The sequence below is a fragment of the Candidatus Omnitrophota bacterium genome (assembly GCA_028716165.1).
In the GTDB taxonomy this organism is placed as follows: domain Bacteria; phylum Omnitrophota; class Gorgyraeia; order JABMRG01; family JABMRG01; genus JAQUQI01.
This window is the reverse complement of the sequence record JAQUQI010000001.1, coordinates 224,992-239,740: the sequence shown is the minus strand read 5'-3', so window position 1 is coordinate 239,740 and position 14,749 is coordinate 224,992. Positions and strand designations below refer to the sequence as shown.

Annotated in this window: 19 protein-coding genes; all 19 read left to right on the top strand. The window is 45.0% G+C overall.

What is annotated here, in order from left to right:
• The first annotated feature begins 21 nt into the window (after positions 1-21).
• The 19 genes from gcvT to PHV77_01040 all read left to right on the top strand — a co-directional run bounded on the left by gcvT (position 22) and on the right by PHV77_01040 (position 14,748).
• Positions 22-1,119: a glycine cleavage system aminomethyltransferase GcvT gene (gene gcvT, locus PHV77_01130; GenBank protein MDD5503904.1), complete on the top strand. Its 1,098-nt coding sequence runs from the start codon at positions 22-24 to the stop codon at positions 1,117-1,119.
• A complete protein-coding gene (gene gcvH / locus PHV77_01125) occupies positions 1,116-1,505 on the top strand; it encodes a glycine cleavage system protein GcvH (GenBank protein MDD5503903.1) in 390 nt (129 codons plus the stop codon). The genes gcvT and gcvH overlap by 4 nt, the downstream gene beginning before the upstream one ends.
• Positions 1,502-2,833: an aminomethyl-transferring glycine dehydrogenase subunit GcvPA gene (gene gcvPA, locus PHV77_01120; protein MDD5503902.1), complete on the top strand. Its 1,332-nt coding sequence runs from the start codon at positions 1,502-1,504 to the stop codon at positions 2,831-2,833. Before gcvH ends, gcvPA begins: the two co-directional genes overlap by 4 nt.
• A complete protein-coding gene (gene gcvPB / locus PHV77_01115; protein MDD5503901.1) occupies positions 2,830-4,341 on the top strand; it encodes an aminomethyl-transferring glycine dehydrogenase subunit GcvPB in 1,512 nt (503 codons plus the stop codon). The genes gcvPA and gcvPB overlap by 4 nt, the downstream gene beginning before the upstream one ends.
• Positions 4,334-5,131 carry a lipoate--protein ligase family protein gene (locus tag PHV77_01110; protein MDD5503900.1) on the top strand — a complete coding sequence of 266 codons (798 nt, stop codon included), beginning with the start codon at positions 4,334-4,336 and terminating at the stop codon, positions 5,129-5,131. The genes gcvPB and PHV77_01110 overlap by 8 nt, the downstream gene beginning before the upstream one ends.
• Positions 5,124-5,987 carry a lipoyl synthase gene (lipA, locus tag PHV77_01105; protein MDD5503899.1) on the top strand — a complete coding sequence of 288 codons (864 nt, stop codon included), beginning with the start codon at positions 5,124-5,126 and terminating at the stop codon, positions 5,985-5,987. Before PHV77_01110 ends, lipA begins: the two co-directional genes overlap by 8 nt.
• On the top strand, positions 5,984-6,952 hold the full coding sequence (rfaD, locus tag PHV77_01100; protein MDD5503898.1) for an ADP-glyceromanno-heptose 6-epimerase: 969 nt from the start codon (positions 5,984-5,986) through the stop codon (positions 6,950-6,952). The genes lipA and rfaD overlap by 4 nt, the downstream gene beginning before the upstream one ends.
• A gap of 505 nt (positions 6,953-7,457) precedes the next feature.
• Positions 7,458-7,898 carry an Rrf2 family transcriptional regulator gene (locus PHV77_01095; protein ID MDD5503897.1) on the top strand — a complete coding sequence of 147 codons (441 nt, stop codon included), beginning with the start codon at positions 7,458-7,460 and terminating at the stop codon, positions 7,896-7,898.
• The gene (locus PHV77_01090; GenBank protein ID MDD5503896.1) at positions 7,895-9,082 is read left to right on the top strand and encodes a cysteine desulfurase family protein; all 1,188 of its coding nucleotides are present in this window, start codon (positions 7,895-7,897) and stop codon (positions 9,080-9,082) included. The genes PHV77_01095 and PHV77_01090 overlap by 4 nt, the downstream gene beginning before the upstream one ends.
• 6 nt (positions 9,083-9,088) lie before the next feature.
• Positions 9,089-9,694, top strand: a complete 606-nt coding sequence (locus tag PHV77_01085; GenBank protein ID MDD5503895.1) for an iron-sulfur cluster assembly scaffold protein — start codon at positions 9,089-9,091, stop codon at positions 9,692-9,694.
• A 190-nt stretch (positions 9,695-9,884) separates the two neighbouring features.
• Complete coding sequence (locus PHV77_01080; protein MDD5503894.1) at positions 9,885-10,109, top strand: NifU family protein; 225 nt, start codon at positions 9,885-9,887, stop codon at positions 10,107-10,109.
• An 11-nt stretch (positions 10,110-10,120) separates the two neighbouring features.
• Positions 10,121-10,558, top strand: a complete 438-nt coding sequence (locus PHV77_01075; GenBank protein MDD5503893.1) for a hypothetical protein — start codon at positions 10,121-10,123, stop codon at positions 10,556-10,558.
• Positions 10,559-10,568: 10 nt separating this feature from the next.
• The gene (locus PHV77_01070) at positions 10,569-11,054 is read left to right on the top strand and encodes a pyridoxamine 5'-phosphate oxidase family protein (GenBank protein ID MDD5503892.1); all 486 of its coding nucleotides are present in this window, start codon (positions 10,569-10,571) and stop codon (positions 11,052-11,054) included.
• A 1-nt stretch (position 11,055) separates the two neighbouring features.
• Positions 11,056-11,631, top strand: a complete 576-nt coding sequence (locus tag PHV77_01065; GenBank protein ID MDD5503891.1) for a rubrerythrin family protein — start codon at positions 11,056-11,058, stop codon at positions 11,629-11,631.
• Between the two features lie 73 nt (positions 11,632-11,704).
• Complete coding sequence (locus PHV77_01060) at positions 11,705-12,145, top strand: desulfoferrodoxin family protein (protein MDD5503890.1); 441 nt, start codon at positions 11,705-11,707, stop codon at positions 12,143-12,145.
• A 3-nt stretch (positions 12,146-12,148) separates the two neighbouring features.
• Positions 12,149-12,865, top strand: coding sequence for an FAD-binding oxidoreductase (locus tag PHV77_01055; GenBank protein MDD5503889.1), 717 nt, complete (start codon positions 12,149-12,151; stop codon positions 12,863-12,865).
• Positions 12,866-12,905: 40 nt separating this feature from the next.
• Positions 12,906-13,553: an HAD-IA family hydrolase gene (locus PHV77_01050; protein ID MDD5503888.1), complete on the top strand. Its 648-nt coding sequence runs from the start codon at positions 12,906-12,908 to the stop codon at positions 13,551-13,553.
• Between the two features lie 23 nt (positions 13,554-13,576).
• On the top strand, positions 13,577-14,527 hold the full coding sequence (locus tag PHV77_01045) for an L-lactate dehydrogenase (protein ID MDD5503887.1): 951 nt from the start codon (positions 13,577-13,579) through the stop codon (positions 14,525-14,527).
• Between the two features lie 95 nt (positions 14,528-14,622).
• Positions 14,623-14,748, top strand: a complete 126-nt coding sequence (locus tag PHV77_01040) for a desulfoferrodoxin FeS4 iron-binding domain-containing protein (protein ID MDD5503886.1) — start codon at positions 14,623-14,625, stop codon at positions 14,746-14,748.
• Position 14,749 lies beyond the last annotated feature (1 nt).

Genomic DNA, 14,749 nt, shown 5'->3' with positions numbered 1-14,749 from the left:
TTTTTTTAAAGGTAATCTTTAATGGAAAATGCGCAATTGAAATACACCCCCTTATTGTCAAATCATAAACAGCTGTCTGCCAGGCTTGGCCCTTTTGGCGGATGGATGATGCCTATACAATATAAAGGTATTATCGCCGAACATAATTGGACAAGACAGTCAGCATCGTTATTTGACATATGCCATATGGGTGAGTTTTTAATTCGCGGCACTGCCCGGGACATGGAAAAAGACCTTTGTTTTACCTCTAATCTCGCCTTAATGCCTGTCGGAGGCTGTAGATACGGTTTTATCCTTAACGAATCAGGAGGAATCATTGATGACCTCGTAGCCTATAGAATGGGCGAGGATGAATGGATGTTTGTTGTAAATGCCGCGACTAAAGATAATGACTTGGCTTATTTGCGGCAAAAATTGCCGCCGGATATCTCCATTGAAGACATATCGGATAAGACCGCTAAACTGGATATCCAGGGGCCTTTGTCATCGGAGATTATGAAGGCGTTGGCGGGTGACGGCATAAACGCGCTTGGGTATTACAAGCACGGCAGGTTTGAATTGATTGGTTGTAACGCGGTGATAAGCCGTACCGGATATACCGGTGAACTTGGGTTTGAGATATATGCCGACAGCCGCTTTGCCCAGCAATTATGGCAGGCCATACTTGCCGATGAACGCGTAAGGCCCGCGGGCCTTGGAGCAAGGGACACATTAAGGCTTGAGATGTGCTATCCTTTATACGGGCAGGATATTGATGAATCTACTACTCCGCTTGAAGCCGGATTTGAGGTTTTTCTTGACCTTAAAAAGGATTTCATTGGAAAACCCGCATTATTAAAACAGAGATGCGATGGGCTTCAAAAAAGGCTTATAGTATTTACCATGGGGACAAGGCAAAGCCCGCGCCATGGAGATAAAATCTATATTGAAGAAAAAGAGGCAGGATACGTTACCAGCGGATCATTCGCCCCCAGCCTGGGTATTGGTGTGGGCATGGGTTATGTTGAGAACGGTTATGATTGGATAGGCGCGCGCGTATTGATAAAAAATGAAAGGTTTGAATTACCGGCCAGGATTACAGACAAGCCGTTTTATAGGAAAGGGACATTGAGGAAATGAATATACCTGAAGGATTGCTCTATACCAGAGAACATGAATGGGTAAAGATAGAATCGGACATGGCAACTATTGGAATCACGGATTACGCGCAGTTTTCATTAGGGGACATTACTTTTGTTCAACTGCCCGCGCCGGGAGCTGATATTCAAAAATCATCGGTTATAGCGACGGTTGAATCCGTGAAGGCCGCTTCGGACGTATACGCTCCTTTGTCGGGTAAGGTTGCCAGGATAAACGAAGAAATCGTGGCAAATCCGGAAATAGTCAACCAGTCTCCGTATGAAAAAGCCTGGTTCGCCGTCATTAAAACCCGCGATCTTTCTGAAAAACAGGGCCTTCTTGACCAGTATGAATATAAAAAATATTTGGATGAATTGAACGCATGAATTATATCCCGCACACGGAAGAACAGACTCGTCAGATGCTTGAGGCGATAGGCGTATCGTCTATTGATGAATTATTTGACGGGATAAAGCCCGAATTAAGGCCCAAATCATTTAATATCCCGCAGTCTTTATCAGAACAGGAGGTTATTTCCCGCCTGTCCCGGATTGCTCAAAAAAATATTGTCTCATTAAAAAACTTTCTTGGCGCCGGGTTTTATGACCACTATATACCGGCGGCAGTTGATATGATGGCCGGCAGGTCAGAGTTTTATACAGCCTATACTCCGTATCAGGCGGAGTGTTCCCAGGGCTGGCTGCAGGCAATCTATGAGTACCAGAGTATGATATGCCAGCTCACGGGCATGGATTGCGCAAATTCTTCTTTATATGACGGCGGAACGGCTATTTACGAGGCGGCTATGATGGCAATAAGAGCGACCGGCCGGACAAAAATAATAATGGATAGCGGATTGAACATGATATACAGGACAATGCTTTATACCTATATGTCAAATCTTAATATTGAATTTGTGGAAACGCCTGTTATACACGGCCAAAGCTGCCGCGAAGAGATATTTAGGTATCTGGATGAAAAAACCGCCGCCGTGGTAACGCAAAATCCTAATTTTTTCGGCGCCGTAGACGACCATTCCGATATCGCGCAAAAGGCCCATTCCGTGGGGGCTCTTTCCATAATCAGTGTTTACCCCGTATCGCTTGGCATGCTAAAGACTCCTGCTGAAATGGGGGCGGATATAGCTACCGGAGAGGGCCAGAGCCTGGGCATGCCTCTTTCTTTTGGCGGGCCATATCTTGGGTTTATAGCCTGCAAGCAGGCTCTTACGCGCAAGATGCCCGGAAGGATAGTGGGAGCTGGCACGGATAGGGAAGGAAGGCGCGGGTTTGTGCTGACTTTGCAGGCAAGAGAACAACACATACGAAGAGAGCGCGCTACATCAAACATATGCTCAAACGAGGCATTATGCGCTTTAAGGGCAGGCATATACTTGTCACTTCTTGGCAAAACAGGCATGGAAGAACTTGCCAGATTAAATTATGATAAATGTGAATACGCCAAGGACTGCGTTGAGAAGATACCAGGCCTTAAGGTGAAAAGGAGTTCTCCGACATTCAACGAATTTACCATTGCCCTTCCCAGGAACGCGGATGTTGTTGTTGAAAAGATGATAGACAAAGGCTTTGCCCCGGGTTTTCCATTAGGTAAATTTTATAAGGGTATGAACAATTATCTTCTTGTGGCTGTTACCGAAAAGAGGACAAAAGAGGATATAGAGCAGTTTGTCCAGGCATTGGAAAAGGTGTTATGAAATTAATATTTGAAAAGAGCGTTAAATCAAGGACGGGTTTTAGCCTGCCCGCCCCTGATGTGCCGCGGAAAAAGGATATAGGTATTAGGTATGCCCGAAATCACGGGGCTTTTCTGCCCGAAGTGTCGGAACTTGATGTTGTAAGGCACTATACTAATCTTTCCCGCATGAATTTTTCGGTTGATAATAATTTTTATCCGCTCGGTTCGTGCACCATGAAGTATAATCCGAAATTTACGGAGAAGATTGCCTGTATGGAGGGATTTTCCGGACTGCATCCTCTTATCCCGCAATTACTCGGCGGCGGCAGGCTTTCACAGGGCGCGCTTGAGGTCTTATACAATATGGAAAAGCTTCTCTGCGAGATAACGGGCATGGCGGCTTTTACTATGCAGCCTTTAGCCGGCGCTCATGGAGAGCTTACCGGTATCATGCTTATAGCCGCGTATCACAAGAATAAAGGCCGGCGCAGGAGATGTGTTATAGTCCCCGACTCTTCTCATGGCACAAATCCCGCCAGCGCCGCGATAGCCGGTTATGATGTCAAGGTAATAAAAACAGGCCCTGACGGCTGTATGGACATGCGCCAATTCAAGGATTCTTTGAGTGAGGACATGGCGGCTGTCATGCTTACATGCCCAAACACGCTGGGCATATTTAATCCTGCCATAAAGGAGATAACCGACATCGCGCATTCAGCAGGCGCTCTGGTGTATTATGACGGCGCTAATCTTAACGCGATAATGGGCAAGTGCCGTCCCGGTGATTTGGGTTTTGATCTTGTCCATCTTAATCTTCATAAGACATTCGCCACGCCCCATGGCGGCGGAGGCCCAGGCGCCGGCCCTGTCGGCGTAGCCAGCCAGCTGGTGGATTTTCTGCCTGTATCAAGGGTGATGAAAAGGCCGGCGGGGGCATTCTATCTTGAATACAATAATCCTAAATCCATAGGCTATATCGCGCCTTTCTACGGTAATTTTGCCGTTATATTAAAAGCCTACGCGTATATATTGATACTTGGCAGGGAAGGGCTTATAAAAGCCAGCGAATATGCCGTGCTTAATGCCAATTATTGCATGTGCAGGCTTAAACAATATTATGATGTTGCTTATGGCAAGCGCTGTATGCACGAGTGTGTCCTGTCCGCGCAAAGACAGTCTGAAAACGGGGTAAAGGCATTAGATATAGCTAAATTTCTTATTGACAGGGGTTTTCACCCGCCCACGATATATTTTCCGCTTATTGTCAGGGAGGCCATGATGATTGAGCCGACCGAAACCGAATCAAAAGAGACTTTAGACGAGTTCATAGAAGCAATGATAGAAGCCGCTGAATTAGCCCGCAGGGACGCCAATAAATTTCATGATATGCCTGTTACAACCCCTGTAAGCCGTATGGATGAGGTAAAGGCCGCCAGAGAGCTTGATCTGTGCTGGAGGCCTTCTGCCGGCGCTCGTCCGCTATCTCCGTCTCCCGGCAAGGCATGTCCTTTGCAAACATATGAATAAATGGAGGCTTCTTGAAACAGGCCAGGGCGATTGCAGGTATAATATGGCCCTGGATGAGGCCTTGTTCCAGGCGTATGACAGCGCCTCGTCTCTTCCGGTATTAAGGATATACGGATGGCATCCGTCGGCATTCTCCATAGGCCTTTTTCAAGACCCCTTAAAAGAACTTGACCTTGAGGCCTGCCGCGGACTTAATATAGGTTTTGTAAGGAGGATGTCCGGAGGCGGTATTGTTTTTCACGATAAAGAGCTTACATACAGCATTGTATGTTCCGAAAGAGATATACAAAGCCCCTGCTTTGCCAAGGAGACATACAGATATTTATGCGCTTTTTTGATTAGGGCATACAGGGCAATGGGGCTTGAGGCCGGATTTTCTCTATTACATGATAAAACGCCAAAATCAGGCTGGGTTTGTTTTAGGAGCAGGGAAAAATACGATATCGTTATAGGAGATAAAAAAATAGGAGGCAATGCCCAACGGAGAAGCCGTGGCTTGATATTTCAACATGGGTCAATACCTCTTTGTCCGTGTCCTGAAAAATATGATTTATTATTGAAGGGTAAAAATCCGCGTGCCAGTTTCAGGCCCTATTCATTGAGCCAGGCCGCGGGCAGGGAAATTACTTTTGAAGAAGTAAAATATAATATCATAGATTCATTTCAGAAGAGTTTTTCCGTTGGGTTTATCCGTGACGCGCTTAATCCCGCGGAAGATAGTTTGCTTAAAAAACTTTTGGCTTGTAAATACGGAACAGACAGGTGGAATCTTTATGCCGATATTGACTAAGATAAAGCCGGCGTGGCTTGATAAGAAAATAAACTTAAGGGATTGCGGCCGCATGAAGGCGCTATTAAGAGGCTTAGGCCTTTATTCAGTGTGCGAAGCGGCGGCCTGCCCTAATATTTCGGAATGTTTCTCAAGGGGTATCGCGACATTCATGATATTAGGCGGCAATTGCACAAGGGGATGTAAATTTTGTAATGTCCAAAAACACGCGCCCTGTGAAACGGATGATGCCGAACCGGGCCATGTGGCAGAAGCGGTTAAGCGGCTTGGATTAAGCCACGTTGTAATTACGAGTGTTACCAGAGATGACTTACAAGACGGCGGTGCCGGACATTTTGCGCGGACTATATGTTCTGTCCGCAGTTTAAATAATGGCACAAGCGTTGAAGTGCTTATCCCGGATTTTAAGGGCCATATAGACGACATAGACAAGATTGTCCAGGCCTCGCCCGTTATTATAGGCCACAATGTTGAAACCGTGCCCAGGCTTTATCCGCGGATAAGGCCGGAAGCTGATTATAACAGGTCGCTGGCCGTGCTGGAGGCTGTGAAGACTTTGTCACAAGGCGCTATTTTGGCAAAAAGCGGTATAATGCTGGGCCTTGGCGAAAATGATAAGGAAGTGCTTGAGGTATTAGCCGACTTACGCCGGGCGGGTTGCGATTTTTTAAGTATAGGGCAGTATCTTCCGCCGAGTAAACGGCATTATCCCGTAAAAAATTATATAAGCCCTGATATTTTTGAATATTATAAGATCAAGGCAAAGGAACTTGGTTTTAAATATACCGCCAGCGCTCCTTATGTAAGAAGTTCTTACAGGGCGGATGAGTATATAAATCCGGAGAATCAGATATGAAGATAGCAGTGACAGGCGGGGCGGGTTTTATAGGAAGTGTTTTTTTGTGGAAGCTTAATACGCAGGGCATAAAGGATATTATCGTTGTAGATATTGGCTGTAAGGCTAAAGACAGCGCGAACATAAAAGGAAAAAATATTGCCGGATACATTGAACGCGATGATTTTCGCAGGCTCATTGGGACAGGCCGCATGAATGATGCCATAGATGTGATAGTGCACTTAGGCGCCTGCGCCGACACAACGCAGACGGACAGCAAATACCTTGACCATAATAATTTTTTATATACCAAAGAGCTTGCCCTGTGGTCAATAAAGAATAATAAGCCTTTTTATTACGCGAGCAGCGCGGCGACTTACGGCAGCGGCGAGTTGGGTTATAGTGATGATGATTCATCCACTTTGAAACTTCAACCATTGAATGAATACGGCCGGTCAAAACATAAATTTGATCTGTGGGTATTAGACAATAAGATTGCCGATAAGGTAGTAGGTTTTAAGTTTTTTAATGTCTATGGGCCCAATGAGTATCACAAGCAGGACATGAGAAGCATGATTAATAAAGGATATTATCAGATAAAAGAAACCGGCAGGCTTAAGCTTTTTAAGTCATACAAACCGGAATATGCCGATGGCGGACAGATGAGAGATTTTGTATACGTAAAAGACGTTGTTGATATAATGTGGTTTTTTTTATCAAATCCCGGTAAGAGAGGGATATATAATGTGGGAACAGGCCGCGCTTATACCTGGAACGAGTTAGCGCGCGCTCTATTTAAAGCTTTAGGCAAAGAGCCTGTTATAGAATATATTGACATGCCGCAAAATATTAAACAACAATACCAGTATTTTACCAAGGCTGTTATTGCTAAATTAAGATCTGCCGGATGCGATCACAGTTTTATGGATATGGACAAGGCTGTGAAGGATTATGCGGGCTATCTTGGCTCTGGAAAATATCTGTGACCCGCTTATTTTTATCAGGTTATCGTACTACACCTATCAATTATCCTCGTGACAATTAAGGTAATCTTGGATCCTTCAAATACTCCTGTTCGTCGTATTTTCAGGATGCATTCGCACTTAGATCCTGATAATGCTACCGTATACTGTATTGACACCTGGATCCTTCAAATACTCCTGTTCGTCGTATTTTCAGGATGCATTCGCACTATTAAATTACGCTCCCTTACGGTCGCGTAACTTATGTGCTCATTTATAAGTTACGCTTTGCTGGCGGTCGCGTAACTTATGTTCACAATTAGATCCTGACAATGCTCCCGTATACTGTATTGACACCTGGATCCTTCAAATACTCCTGTTCGTCGTATTTTCAGGATGCATTCGCACTTATAAGTTACGCTTCCTTACGGTCGCGTAACTTATGTGCTCATTAAAATAATACTTGACAAAAAATAGCGGATATTGTATATTTATTTCGCATTAGAGAAATAATGGGGAGTAAAATAGGGTGAAGATAAGTTCTCGTTTGGATTACGCTTTATCATGCGCTATTATACTGGCGGACAGGTATGAGCAGGGTAAGCCTACCCCTGTGGGCCTTATTTCCAAGAGAGAGAGTATAGAGTACGATTACGTTGAACAATTACTGCGCGCGTTAAGACGAGCCGGGATAGTAAAAAGCGCCCGCGGATCAAAAGGAGGTTATGTGCTTTCCAGGCGGCCCGCGGACATCACGGCAATGGATATCGTATTGGCAGTAGAAAAAAGCGTTTTACAACTTGTCTGTGAACGGCCCAGGGCCAGGCGAAAAGACTGCTCCCATTTTGATGATTGCAAGGTCAGGGGGCTATGGCTCGGGCTTAGGTCTGTTATCGGGGATTACCTTAAACTCTACACGCTAAAAGGGCTTTTGCTTTTGCGCAGAAAGGAAAAGGCGTTTAAAAAATGAAAGACAGAAACGTGTATCTTGATAATAACGCGACGACCCCGCTTCATCCTGAAGTTAAAAAAGCTATCAGCGGGCTGTTTGATATCTATGGCAATGCCTCAAGCCTTCATTTTTTCGGCAGGCAGGCAAAATCCGCCATAGAGACGGCAAGGGCCGATATGGCCTCGTTTATCAATGCCGATCCGGATGAAATTATATTTGTCGGCAGCGGTTCGGAAGCAAATAATACTGTATTAAATATGCTTTCATGCTGTTCCGCCCTATGCTCCTCCAAATACGGCGGAAAGCGCCAGATTATCGTATCCGATATAGAACATCCTTGCGTTATTGAGACATCTAAGTGCATGGGGCAAAAAGGGATGACGGTGGCCAGGGCCGGAGTCCAGCGCTCCGGTAAGATTGATATTGGCCGTTTGAAGGATATGATAAATGAAAATACCGTGCTTGTTTCAATAATGATGGCAAACAATGAAATAGGGACTATCCAGGATATAAAAAGCATATCTGATATAACGCATCGCAACGGCGCATTACTGCATACAGACGCTGTTCAGGCCGTAGGTAAACTGCCCGTTGACGTGAAAGAGCTCGGGGTTGATTTTTTATCTTTTTCCGCGCATAAAATTTATGGGCCCAAAGGTATAGGCGCTTTATATGCCAGATCAAAAGCGCCCTTCTGCCCTTTTATACGCGGCGGGCATCAGGAGAAAGGCCGCAGGGCGGGCACGGAAAACACTATCGGCATAATAGGCATGGCGGCCGCAATTGCCTGCAGGAGGAATGAGATGGCGCAAGAGGCGCGCCGCCTTACGCGGTTAAAGCAAAGGCTAAAAGATTTTATAAAAGATAATATAGATGATATAAGTTTTAACGGCCATCCCGAGGATTGCCTTCCGGGCACATTGAACGTTTCGTTTAAGGCGGCTGAAGGAGAAGCGGTAATGCTCTATCTTGACATGGAAGGCATAGCCGTTTCCACAGGTTCAGCCTGCGCTTCCGGCTCGCTAGAGCCTTCGCATGTGCTTTTGGCAATAGGCATGGAGGCTGAAGATGCCCATGGAGCTATACGTTTCAGCCTGGGCAGAGAGACTACAGACGAAGATATTGATTATGTGATAGAAAGGCTTCCCGCTGTTATTAAAAAGGTGCGGGGCATGTCATCATCTTATTTTAAAAAAGGATAATTTTATATGGATAAACCAGTGGAGTGGGTCTATACGGATATCGTAAAAGATCATTTTGCCAATCCAAGGAATGTGTTATCAGACGAGGCCTCGTATAAGGAAGACGGCAAAGGCATTGTCGGCAATATAAAATGCGGCGATCAGATGATGATGGCAATAAAAGTTGATAAGAGAGGCATTATCACTGATTGCAAGTGGAAAACATTTGGCTGTGCCAGCGCCATAGCTTCCACGTCCATTTTATCGGAAAAAGTAAAAGGCATGAAGGTTGAGGACGCGTATAATATATCGCCCAAAGATATCGCGGCCGAGCTTGGCGGCCTGCCTGAACACAAGATACATTGCTCTGTTCTCGGAGACAAGGCCCTTCGCGCGGCGATAGATGATTATTATAAAAGAAAAGGCATGCCTAATAAGATTAAAAGAAATAATGAGCAAATAATATGCCAGTGTATGAATGTTACGGATAAAGAAATAGAAAATGCAGTTAAGGAAGGAGCGCGTACATATTCAGCCTTGCAGGAAAAAACAAAATCAGGCACTGTATGCGGCAAGTGCAAAGACCGTGTTATAAGCCTTCTGGAAGAATATTCCGGCAGGCATTATAAGTAGAGGAGGTGATATGATGTTTACAAAAAAGTGGATGTTAAGGGCTGTTGCCCATTGTAAAGAAGGCTGCAGTATGAGGTCCTGGGCATGACTCTAAAAGGCCCGCTTTTTATCATGCTTTTTGCGGTCCGCGTAATAATTAACGATTGTCTATACTAATCCAGGCGTTTACGCTTATAAAGGGAGAATGCATATGCTTGAAAATAATGTTAGAGAGGCTATTAACAAAATCAGGCCGGCACTGCAGGCTGATGGCGGGGATGTGGAACTTGTCAGCGTCAGCGACGATGGGACGGTAAAGGTAAGATTAAAGGGCGCCTGCGCCGGATGCCCTATGAGCCAGATGACGTTGAAGCAGGGCATTGAGAGCCAACTGAAGAAGCAGATACCCGCGGTCAGCCGGGTCGTGTCGGTTTAAGGGATAAGGGCATGAAAGATAGAGGCCAATTGATATGCGGTGATTGCATCAGGCTGAAGAAGTGCAGAGAGCCTTTTGTGTCGTGGATATTGTTTTTTATCGGTTTTGTATCGGTTATAACCATGCGGGCGGTAAATTTGATTATGGATACAAACCCGCTTTTGGCAAAGATTTTCTGGTATATTAGCATTATCGGGTTTTTTATATTTTTTGCCTATAAATTTCAATACGACAAGCTTATGCAAAAAGAGCTGTCCAAGACGAGAATGGCAGATAAGCTGTTTTCAAAAGAGCCGCTGTCGGGCCATGACTATGATATACTGGCCTCTATTATATGTAAATTATCTTCTAAAAAAGATACTATTAATTATTTTTTCATATTTTTCTTTTCAGCCCTTGCTGTTATTTTAGCCGCGTATTTTGATTTTATCAGACCTGTTTTAAATTAAAAGAGGCTTTATGCGCATAAGCGATGATATTATCCATTTTTTGAATAAACAGAATTACACCGTGGTATCTACCATCGGCAGGGATGGTTATGCGCATAATTCCTGTAAAGGCATAGTTACCATTGACCCGCGCGGATATATACAACTTTTAGATCTCTATAAACAGTCAACCTATAAGAACTTAAAGAGGAACCCGGTTATCAGCCTTACGGCTGTTGATGAGCATAAGTTTATCGGATATTCTTTAAAAGGCCGGGCCAGGATAGTGGATAAAGAGGACATACAGCAGGATATGCTTTTGGCCTGGAACAGGAAGATAACCTCAAGGTTGTCCGGCAGACTGATAAGGAATATAAAAGGAGACAGGGGGCACAGCAGCCACCCTGAAGCCATTTTGCCTGAACCGGAATATATAATATATATGCGCGTGGAAAAGATCGTTGACCTTACTCCGCGTGATATTTTAAAACAAGGTATAAAAAGAAAGGAGAACTAATATGAAAAGCGTTAAGGGCACGGAAACTGAAAAAAACCTATTGGCTTCATTTGCCGGAGAATCGCAGGCCAGAAACCGTTATACGTATTTTGCCGGCATAGCGAAAAAAGCCGGCTATGAACAGATAGCGGCCATATTCCTGGAAACGGCTGAAAACGAGAAAGAGCACGCCAAAAGATTTTTTAAATATTTGGAAGGCGGCGATGTCCGGATACAGGCCGTATATCCGGCAGGGATTATCGGGGATACTGTCCAGAATCTTACGGCCGCCGCGGACGGCGAAAACGAGGAATGGACAAAACTTTACAAGGATGCTGAAGCAACGGCGCGCAAAGAAGGATTTGGAGAGATAGCCGACCAGTTTAAAGAGATAGCGGAGGTTGAGGAAGAGCATGAAAAAAGATACCGCAAACTGCTTAAAAACGTGAAAGAAAATACGGTTTTCCGCAAGCCCAATACGGTCAGATGGAAATGCCGTAACTGCGGTTATGTGCATGAGGGCAAAGAGGCGCCGGATAAATGCCCCGCCTGCCTGCACCCCCAGGCGTATTATGAGCTGCTTTGCGAAAATTATTAATATGCCGCAAGACGCGGTAATTTTTATCCATACGGTGAGAAAAGGATAGACTTAAAAAAGCTGGAGGTAAAAAATGAAAGGGCATGTCTGCAAGGTTTGCAAGTATATAGCTTTTGACTCGGCGCCCGAAAAATGCCCCGTATGCGGCGCCGCTAAGGCAGCGTTTACAGAAGATATGTCTGCTATGCGTTCATCAGGAGAAACGCCCGGCCAGGCAGAGCTTGAAAAAAAGCATATACCCGTGATTGCCGTGGAAAAGAAATGCGGCCTTGTTCCCGAAGGATGCCTGGATATACATGCCAGGCTGGGCCAGGTTCAACACCCGATGGAAGCCGCTCATTATATTATTCATATTGATTTTTATGTGGATAAGAAATTTGTTTCACGCGTGCATTTCATGCCGGAGATACCCAACCCCGCCGCCTGCCTGCACCTCAAAAGGCCGGGGGCAAAGGTAGAGGTAGTGGCTTTATGCAATATACACGGTGCCTGGTTTAATGAAGCCCGGACATAGTATATGATATCTTTTGATACTCGTGTTATTGATGTGATAGATAGGGCGCCCGGGGTGAAGAGTTTCAGGTTTGCCTTTTCCGGGGAATTCGCGTTCAGGCCGGGGCAATTCTTTTTTGTAGGTATTATTGTAAACGGCAGGGAGGCGGTCAAGCACTTTTCTTTTTCAAATTCCCCGACTGAAACAGGTTATATTGAATTTACAAAACGCCTTACAGACAGTGATTTTTCAAAAGCGCTGGCTGTTCTTAAACCGGGCGATACTGCCAGGATAAAAGGGCCGCTGGGTAATTTTATCTATGAGGGTATTCCTGGCAAGGCGGCCTTTCTTTCGGGAGGTATCGGCATAACCCCTATCAGGAGCATACTCAAATATATCGCAGATAAGGGCATATCCTCGGATATCGCCCTTTTCTACGGAAATAATACCAAAAAAGATATTATATTTAAAAAAGACCTTGATGCCATGGCGCAGAGCGTAAAGAACCTGAAGATAATATATACTCTTACTTCTGCCCAGGCCAAAGACCTTGACGGGTGGAAAGGCAGGACGGGTTTTATAAACAGCGATATGATACGAGAAGAGGTGCCTGATTATGCCGAAAGGGTTTTTTACCTGTGCGGCCCGCCGGCAATGGTATCTGTCCTGGACCGGATGCTTATTGACAATATGTCTTTTCCGAAAGAGCGCCTGATAAAAGAGGGCTTTACGGGTTATTGAAAAAGCTCTGCATTAAAAAATAACGGATACCCGGTTTATCATGGCAAATATTAAAATGATTATATTTGATCTGGACGGAACCTTAGTTGATTCGCGGCAGGATATAGTAGAAGCTGTCAACCATATGCTTGTCCGGCTTGGGCTTAAAGAAAAGTCTTTTGACGAGGTAATTTCCTGCGTAGGAAACGGCATCAATGAGCTTATCAGGGCCTGTTTAGGCAAAGATTTCGCCAGCCTGAAAGACCGCGCCTTTGAAATATACAGGCAGTATTATCAGAAGCATCCGGCAGATAACGCTTATCTTTATCCCGGCGTGCTGGAAATGCTTGATTTTTTTTGCAACAAGGAGAAGGCCGTTGTGACCAACCGGAATCACAACTCTTCATTACTGATACTGCGTAAGCTGGGTATTGAGCGTTATTTTAACAATATTATCGGTGATGATAATACGAGCTGCCTTAAGCCGAGCAGATGCCAATTTGACAGGCTGTTTAAAAAAACAAGCGTTAATGACAAGCGCCGCGTTCTTATGGTGGGAGATATGGATATTGATGTTTTAGCCGGAAAAGCTTCCGGCATAAAGACATGCGCGGTAACATACGGCATAGGAAAAAGAGACGATATAGAACGCTCCGCGCCGGATTTTATAATAGATGATATTTTACAGCTCAAGGAAATTGTGGATTGAATTTTTTTTAAGGAGGAGTTTACGTGAAGGCGTTGAGGCCAAAAATAGCTATAGTAGGCTGCGGTAATGTCGGTTCGGCATTCGCTTTTGCCTTAAGCATTAACGGTATTGCCCGTGAAATAGCGCTTATTGACAATAATAACGATCTTTCACGGGGCGAATCCATGGATTTAAACCATGGGGCGAGTTTTATAAAGCCTGTCCTTATATATCACAGCGGTTATGAAGCCTGCCGGGGAGCTGATATTGTTGTTATTACAGCGGGCGCAAGGCAGAAACCCAATCAGACCAGGATAGACCTTGTCCAGGCCAATGCGCGTATATTTGCCGAAATCATACCTCAAGTCATAAAATACGCCCAGGACGCGCTCCTTCTTATTGTGACAAATCCGGTTGATATTCTTACCTATATTACCTATAAGATATCCGGGTTTGACCCGTCCAGAGTTATCGGCTCGGGCACGGTTTTAGACAGCTCGCGGTTAAGATTTCTTATAGGCAGGCACTGCAATATAGACGCCAGAAATGTCCATGCCTATATTGTGGGTGAACACGGAGATACTGAATTACCGCTGTGGAGCCATGCTAATATCGCGGGCATGGTCTTGAAGGAATACTGTCCCCTGTGCAAGGCGAAATGCGATTACGGCAAAGAACTTGACGGTATCTTTAATCAGGTCAAAAACGCCGCGTATGAAATAATAAACGCGAAAGGGGCGACATGCTATGCCGTCGCGCTTGCTCTGGTCAGGATCGTTGAGGCAATGATAAGGGATGAGAATTCCGTTCTGCCGGTATCGGCTCTTATTGACGATTATTACGGAATAAAAGATATCTGCTTGAGCCTGCCCTGCGTGGTAAACAAGTCAGGCATAAAGAAAATTCTTCGGCTGGAATTATCGGATATTGAACAAAAAAAGCTGAAGGAATCATCCGACGCTTTAAAGGCTGTTTTAAGGGCCGTTAAATACTGATATTTAAAGACAGTCAGGCGCGGGTTAAAGCCTTGCCGATATGCTTAGAAAATAATATTGTATCTTGGAAAGGCCGTTCGGCCAAAGGAGGGGTTATGGCGGTTGAAAATGTCGGCGAACACTATGTATGCAATATATGCGGTAATGAAGTTACAGTAACCAGCGTAGGCGGCGGAGAGCTTGTATGCTGCGGCCAGCCTATGGAAAAAACGGGGAATTGAT

Excerpts from the sequence above, each read along its gene's own strand:
- PHV77_01110 (MDD5503900.1), top strand. The coding sequence starts at position 4,334 with ATGAATAAATGGAGGCTTCTTGAAACAGGCCAGGGCGATTGCAGGTAT.
- gcvPB (MDD5503901.1), top strand. The coding sequence starts at position 2,830 with ATGAAATTAATATTTGAAAAGAGCGTTAAATCAAGGACGGGTTTTAGC.
- PHV77_01075 (MDD5503893.1), top strand. The coding sequence starts at position 10,121 with ATGAAAGATAGAGGCCAATTGATATGCGGTGATTGCATCAGGCTGAAG.
- PHV77_01040 (MDD5503886.1), top strand. The coding sequence starts at position 14,623 with ATGGCGGTTGAAAATGTCGGCGAACACTATGTATGCAATATATGCGGT.
- PHV77_01060 (MDD5503890.1), top strand. The coding sequence starts at position 11,705 with ATGAAAGGGCATGTCTGCAAGGTTTGCAAGTATATAGCTTTTGACTCG.
- gcvPA (MDD5503902.1), top strand. The coding sequence starts at position 1,502 with ATGAATTATATCCCGCACACGGAAGAACAGACTCGTCAGATGCTTGAG.
- PHV77_01070 (MDD5503892.1), top strand. The coding sequence starts at position 10,569 with ATGCGCATAAGCGATGATATTATCCATTTTTTGAATAAACAGAATTAC.
- PHV77_01080 (MDD5503894.1), top strand. The coding sequence starts at position 9,885 with ATGCTTGAAAATAATGTTAGAGAGGCTATTAACAAAATCAGGCCGGCA.
- rfaD (MDD5503898.1), top strand. The coding sequence starts at position 5,984 with ATGAAGATAGCAGTGACAGGCGGGGCGGGTTTTATAGGAAGTGTTTTT.
- PHV77_01085 (MDD5503895.1), top strand. The coding sequence starts at position 9,089 with ATGGATAAACCAGTGGAGTGGGTCTATACGGATATCGTAAAAGATCAT.
- PHV77_01065 (MDD5503891.1), top strand. The coding sequence starts at position 11,056 with ATGAAAAGCGTTAAGGGCACGGAAACTGAAAAAAACCTATTGGCTTCA.
- gcvT (MDD5503904.1), top strand. The coding sequence starts at position 22 with ATGGAAAATGCGCAATTGAAATACACCCCCTTATTGTCAAATCATAAA.
- gcvH (MDD5503903.1), top strand. The coding sequence starts at position 1,116 with ATGAATATACCTGAAGGATTGCTCTATACCAGAGAACATGAATGGGTA.
- PHV77_01050 (MDD5503888.1), top strand. The coding sequence starts at position 12,906 with ATGGCAAATATTAAAATGATTATATTTGATCTGGACGGAACCTTAGTT.
- PHV77_01055 (MDD5503889.1), top strand. The coding sequence starts at position 12,149 with ATGATATCTTTTGATACTCGTGTTATTGATGTGATAGATAGGGCGCCC.
- PHV77_01090 (MDD5503896.1), top strand. The coding sequence starts at position 7,895 with ATGAAAGACAGAAACGTGTATCTTGATAATAACGCGACGACCCCGCTT.